6 protein-coding genes and 1 pseudogene are annotated in these 5,297 nt (G+C 72.9%); 6 read left to right on the top strand and 1 reads right to left on the bottom strand.

Annotated features, from left to right (window positions below):
• From lpxD to gloA, 5 genes are all read left to right on the top strand, one after another.
• A partial coding sequence (lpxD, locus tag HMPREF0731_RS04085; RefSeq protein ID WP_007002761.1) for a UDP-3-O-(3-hydroxymyristoyl)glucosamine N-acyltransferase occupies positions 1 to 995 on the top strand: 995 nt, incomplete at its 5' end.
• 6 nt (positions 996 to 1,001) lie between these two features.
• Entirely contained in the window at positions 1,002 to 1,490 is a 489-nt protein-coding gene (gene fabZ / locus HMPREF0731_RS04080; RefSeq protein WP_007002760.1) for a 3-hydroxyacyl-ACP dehydratase FabZ, read from the top strand.
• 4 nt (positions 1,491 to 1,494) lie between these two features.
• On the top strand, positions 1,495 to 2,370 hold the full coding sequence (gene lpxA / locus HMPREF0731_RS04075) for an acyl-ACP--UDP-N-acetylglucosamine O-acyltransferase (protein ID WP_007002759.1): 876 nt from the start codon (positions 1,495 to 1,497) through the stop codon (positions 2,368 to 2,370).
• Positions 2,371 to 2,374: 4 nt separating this feature from the next.
• The gene (locus HMPREF0731_RS04070) at positions 2,375 to 3,238 is read left to right on the top strand and encodes an LpxI family protein (protein WP_040611904.1); all 864 of its coding nucleotides are present in this window, start codon (positions 2,375 to 2,377) and stop codon (positions 3,236 to 3,238) included.
• The gene (gene gloA / locus HMPREF0731_RS04065) at positions 3,235 to 3,648 is read left to right on the top strand and encodes a lactoylglutathione lyase (RefSeq protein WP_007002757.1); all 414 of its coding nucleotides are present in this window, start codon (positions 3,235 to 3,237) and stop codon (positions 3,646 to 3,648) included. Before HMPREF0731_RS04070 ends, gloA begins: the two co-directional genes overlap by 4 nt.
• A 147-nt stretch (positions 3,649 to 3,795) precedes the next feature.
• Here gloA and HMPREF0731_RS04060 read toward each other — a convergent pair whose 3' ends face one another.
• A complete protein-coding gene (locus tag HMPREF0731_RS04060; protein WP_007002756.1) occupies positions 3,796 to 4,611 on the bottom strand; it encodes an alpha/beta hydrolase in 816 nt (271 codons plus the stop codon).
• A gap of 359 nt (positions 4,612 to 4,970) precedes the next feature.
• On the opposite strand from HMPREF0731_RS04060, the pseudogene HMPREF0731_RS04055 reads away from it, so the two are divergent.
• A pseudogene (locus HMPREF0731_RS04055) lies at positions 4,971 to 5,297 on the top strand (septum site-determining protein MinC); the annotation flags it as partial.

Genomic DNA, 5,297 nt, shown 5'->3' with positions numbered 1-5,297 from the left:
AGCGCCTGTTCGAGGGCGTCGCCCCCTTGGCCGAGGCGGGGCCGGCGCAGATCGCCTTCCTCGATGGCCGCAAGCATCTGCCTGCGCTGCGCGCGAGCCGCGCCGGCGCCGTGCTGCTGCGGCCCGAATTCGCGGCCGAGGTGCCGGAGGGCTGCGCCGCCCTCGCGGTCGCCTCGCCGCATCTGGGCTTCGCCCGCGTCGCCGGGCTGTTCCACCCGGCGCCCGCACCGGTGCCCGGCATCCACCCGACCGCCGTGGTCGCGCCCGATGCCACGATCGGCGAGGGCAGCGAGATCGGCCCGCACGCCGTGATCGGCGCCGGCGCCGTGCTCGGCGCCCGCGCCTATGTCGGGCCGCACGCGGTGATCGGCCCGGGCTGCGTGTTTGGCGAGGATGCCCGCATCCACGCCCACGCCAGCGCGATCTGCTGCATCGCCGGGCACCGGGTGACGCTGCACCATGGCGCGCGGGTCGGGCAGGAGGGGTTCGGCTTCGCCCCCACGCCGGAGGGGCGCTACGTCACCATCCCGCAGCTCGGCCGCGTGCTGCTGGAGGATGAGGTGGAGATCGGCGCCAACAGCTGCGTCGACCGTGGCGCGCTGGGCGACACGGTGATCGGCCGGGGCACGCGGCTCGACAATCTGGTGCAGATCGGCCACAACGTCGTCACCGGTCGCGGCTGCGTCATCGTGGCGCAGGTCGGCATCTCGGGCTCCACCCGGCTGGGCGACTACGTGACCATCGCCGGGCAGGCGGGGCTCACCGGCCACCTCCATATCGGCAGCCAGGCGCGCATCGGCGCCCAGGCCGGGGTGCAGGCGGATGTGCCGGCCGGGCAGGATGTCACCGGCTCCCCCGCCATGCCGGTGAAGGACGCCCTGCGGGCGGCGCTGCATCTGCGCAGGATCGGTGCCCGCAAGGGGCCGGGGAACGCCGCCGCCGCGCCGGCGGAACAGGTTGGGGCGCCGCAGCGGCGCCCGTCAGAAACGGACTGATCGGCCATGGACCAGCAAGAACAGCCCCCGAGCGACGGGGCGCCGACGCAGAAGATGGATTCCTGCGACATCGCCCGCGTGATGCGCGCGATCCCGCACCGCTACCCCTTCCTGCTGGTCGACCGCGTGGTGGACATGGTGCTGGGCGAGAGCGCCACCGGCGTCAAGAACGTCACCATCAACGAGAATTTCTTCCAGGGCCATTTCCCCTCGCACCCGGTGATGCCGGGCGTGCTGATCATCGAGGCGATGGCGCAGACCGCCGCCGTGCTGGTGGTCGAGACGCTGGGCCCCAGCGCGCATGGCAAGATCGTCTATTTCATGAGCATCGAGAACGCCAAGTTCCGCCGCCCCGTCGGCCCCGGCGACCAGCTGCGCATCCATATCGTCAAGGAGCGGCAGCGCGGCGCGGTGTGGAAGTTCAACGCGGTGGCCAAGGTCGATGGCGTCGCCGTGGCGGAGGCCAGCTACGCCGCCATGATCATGGACCGCTGAGCGGATGCCCGAGAGCGTGACCGACACCGCCCCGCTGGCCACCCGCCAGATCCACCCCAGCGCCGAGATCCACCCGACCGCCATCGTCGCGGCCGGCGCCAGCATCGGCGCGGGCTGCCGCATCGGCCCCTACTGCATCATCGGCGCCGACGCGGTGCTGGGCGAGGGCGTGGTGCTGGAGGCGCATGTCACCATCGACGGCCATGCCGAGATCGGCGAGAAGGTGCAGGTCAGCCCCTTCGCGACCATCGGCCTGGCGCCGCAGGACCTGAAGTATCGCGGCCAGCCGACCCGCGTGGTGATCGGCGCCCGCAGCATGATCCGCGAGCATGCGACGGTGCATCGCGGCAGCGTCGGCGGGCATGGCGTGACCACGGTCGGCGCCGACTGCCTGCTGATGGTCAACGCCCATGTCGGGCATGACAGCACGCTGGACCACCATGTGATCCTGGCCAACAACGTCATGCTCGGCGGCCATGTGCAGATCGCCGACACGGTGTTCGTGGGCGGCGGCGCGGCCATCCACCAGTTCGTGCGCATCGGCCGCCAGGTGGTGGTGGGCGGCATGAGCGGTGTCGAGGCCGACATCATCCCCTTCGGCGCCGTCATGGGCAACCGGGCGCGGCTGACCGGGCTGAACCTGATCGGGCTGAAGCGCCGCGGCTTCCCGCGGCCGCAGATCCACCAGCTGCGCGCCGCCTATCGCAGCCTGTTCCGCACCGCCGGCAATTTCCAGGAGCGGGTGGACACCACCGAGGCCGAGCTGGGCGCCGACCCGGCGGTGGCCGAGATCATCGCCTTCATCCGCGCCGACAGCCATCGCGGGTTGTGCCGCGCCGGCCGCGAGCTGCTGGTCGAGGATGATGAGGCCGAAGGCTGAGCCGATGGAGACCCCGCCGCTCGGCATGATCGTCGGCGGCGGGCTGATGCCGCAGCGCGCCGCCGCCGCCGCCCTCGCCGCCGGGCGCCGCCCGCATGTGGTGGTGCTGGAGGGCTTCGGCGACCCGCGCGACTACGCCGCCTATCCGCACATTGTCTGCCGCCTCGGTGCCGCCGGGCGGATGCTGGACTGGCTGCGCGCCGCCGGCTGCCGCGACCTGGTGCTGGCCGGCCAGGTGAAGCGGCCGAGCTTCCTCTCGCTCCGCCCCGATGCCGGCGCCGCCCGGCTGCTGCCGCGCATCGGCATGAAGGCCTTCGGCGGCGATGACAGCCTGCTGAACGCCGTGCTGCGGGTGCTGGTGGAGGAGGGGTTCCGGCCGCTCGCCGCGCAGACCCTGCTGGCCGAGCTGCTGGTGCAGGCGCCGGGCCAGCTCGGCCTGGTGGCGCCGGACGAGCAGGCGGCGCAGGACATCCGCCGCGGCGTCTTCGTGCTGCGCCGCATGGGGGCCGCCGATGTCGGCCAGGGCTGCGTGGTGCAGCAGGGGCTGGTGCTGGCGGTCGAGGCGATCGAGGGCACCGACGCCATGCTGGCGCGCGCCGGCACGCTGCGGCGCGAGGGGCCGGGCGGCGTGTTCGTCAAGATCCTGAAGCCCGGCCAGGACCGGCGCGTCGACCTGCCGACCATCGGCCCGGACACGATCCGCGCCGTGGCCGAGGCCGGGCTGCGTGGCCTTGCCATCGAGGCCAAGGGCACCATCGTCATCGACCGGGCGGAGACCGTGGCGGCGGCCGATGCGGCAGGGCTGTTCCTGCTGGCCATCGACCCCGCCGCCGCCGAGTGGACCCAGAACGAGGAGAGCATCGCATGAGCAGCTTCCTGCACACCATGATCCGCGTCGGCGACCTGGAGCGCAGCGTGGACTTCTACACCCGCCTGCTGGGCATGAAGGAGCTGCGCCGCAACGACGTGCCCGACGGCAAGTACACGCTGGTCTTCGTGGGCTATGCGCCGGAGAGCACCGGTGCCGGCGTGATCGAGCTGACCTACAATTATGGCGTCGAGAAGTACGAGCTGGGCAATGCCTTCGGCCACCTGGCGATCGGCGTGCCCGACATCTACGCCACCTGCGACGCGCTGCGCGCCGCCGGCGCCAAGATCACCCGCGAGCCGGGCCCGGTGAAGTTCGGCACCACGGTGATCGCCTTCGTCGAGGATCCGGACGGCTACAAGATCGAGCTGATCGAGCGCAAATCCGCCGAAGCCGGCACCAAAGGTTAGTTTCGGGCTGCCGCCGTCCTGTTGCGAGGCGGGACGCGGCGCTGGGCCGGAGCGGATGCTGCAAGGGCAGCGACCCGGTCTCGGCCGTGACCGGCAGCTGACAGAAAAAAGAAGGGGTCCAGGGGAATTCATTCCCCTGGCCTTTTTTTACGCCGTTCGCGTCGCTTCCTCGATCAACACCCGTGCGGTGTGGCAGAGCAGCCCGTCCGGTGCGCGCAGGGCTTCGGGCACCGCCTCGTGGTCCAGCCCGGGCAGGGGCAGCAGGGGGCCGGCGCCGCCATCCGCCTGGCGCAGCGCGTGGAAGGCGCGGGATTGCTGGCGCAGGGGGCCGGGCTCGGCCTCGCCGAAGGCGATGGCGAAGGGCTTGCGCACCACCGGCAGGCGCTGGGGCGAGAGCACCTCGACCTCGAGCGGGGTGAGGCCCAGCGCCTCCTCCATCCCGCCGAGGTCATAGAGGCCGGACAGGCCGAGGCCGGCGGTGACGCGCGGATGGCCGAGCAGCATGGCGGCCAGGTGCGCGCCCGAGCCCCAGCCGCAGAGCAGCACCGGCCCCGAGATTCCGTGCAGCGGCCCCTGGGCGGCGAGCCAGTCCAGCGCCTTGTGCAACTGGCGCACGGCGCGGGTCAGGCTGGAATCCGGCACGGGGGAGTGGCCGGGCAGGGCGGCCGACCAGCCATGCGCCATCAGCCCCTCGGCCACCGCCGAGAAGCCCTGGCGGCTGCCGCGCCAGCCGCCGCCATGCAGCAGCAGCAGGCAGGGCGCGCTTGGGCTGACGGCGGGGAACAGGTCGAAGCGGCATTCCGGGGCGGCGGCGTAGGGCAGGTCGAGCCGGCCGGGCCGTGCGGCGCGGAGGGCGGCGGAATCGGCCTGCCGCTGCCGGGCCAGTTCCGGGCCGGAGGTGGCGTTGCCGCTGCGGGTGACGCGGCCTTGCGGGGGCAGGCGCGGGGCGGGGGGGGTGATCATGCGCGCGGCGCGGCGCCGGGCAGCCTTGCGGGGAGGGGGCGGCGGCGGATCGGCTGCGGCATCGGACGGCTCCAGGGTTTACCCGGATGCCAAGCAACCTTCGTGCCGCGCGCGCCCGGCCCTGCTGGCGGAGGGTTGTGGCCCGCCGCCCACGACGCGGCGCAAAAAACGTGCGATGCCTGTGTCTTGCGCGGCCTGCGCCTTCGCCCCGGGGCGCGGTTTCTGTATAAATGAAGAATTCCTGGCGATGGGAGGACCGGGCGGTGGCAGAATGCCGCCCCGGCCGCCCCGCCCGGCCGAACGACGCCCGAATCCCAGCCCCTCCGGGGGTGACCCAGCCAGGACCGTCACCGCAGAAGATGTCAGCGCCAGCGATCAATCCCCGCCTCGAACCTTTCCGGCTGCGCGGGGCCAATTTCAACCTGCTGGTGCTGCGGCTGCTCGATCCGCGGGCGGAGGTGATCGTGCCCGCGATCGCCGACCAGTTCCGCCGGGCGCCGGGCTTCCTGCGCTTCGCGCCGCTGGTGCTCGGCCTCGACGACCTGAACGTGGCGCCGCACGAGGTGGATTTCGCGACGCTGGCGGGCGAGCTGCGGGCGATCGAGATCATGCCGATCGGCACGATCGGCGGCTCGCCGGAGCTGCGCGCCGCGGCGCAGGGCGCAGGCCTGCCGCCGCTGCGCGCC

This window comes from Pseudoroseomonas cervicalis ATCC 49957, assembly GCF_000164635.1.
Classification (GTDB): domain Bacteria; phylum Pseudomonadota; class Alphaproteobacteria; order Acetobacterales; family Acetobacteraceae; genus Pseudoroseomonas; species Pseudoroseomonas cervicalis.
The sequence above is the reverse complement of the archived record's forward strand: the minus strand, read 5'-3'. Positions and strand labels throughout refer to the sequence as shown.